At 68.3% G+C, this 252-nt stretch carries 1 protein-coding gene; it reads right to left on the minus strand.

Annotated elements, in window-relative coordinates:
• Window positions 1–241: transposase (locus D7X30_RS43960; RefSeq protein WP_370052153.1), on the minus strand; the 241-nt coding region annotated here is incomplete at its 3' end.
• Window positions 242–252 lie beyond the last annotated feature (11 nt).

Consider the following 252-nt stretch of genomic DNA (forward strand, 5'->3'; position numbering starts at 1 on the left):
GGCAACCCGCTCCCCTCGGCGGAGTTCGCGGTACAGGACGGGCACCTGCTGGCCCACCAAGGGGTGCCATCGGTAGTGGACCTGGGCAACTTCCGAGATGCCTACGGCAGAATGAACGGGGCGCTGCCGCCTTGCGCAGCGCCGATTCCGAGCGGTTGTTGTCGAGGGGCAGGCGCGCGTCGGAGACGAATCGCGTCAGGGCGTCCCACTGCTTCAGCGCGTAGGAAATGGCCTGGCCCAGCGGCCCCTTAG

Source organism: Corallococcus sp. AB011P (genome assembly GCF_003611605.1).
Taxonomy (GTDB): domain Bacteria; phylum Myxococcota; class Myxococcia; order Myxococcales; family Myxococcaceae; genus Corallococcus; species Corallococcus coralloides.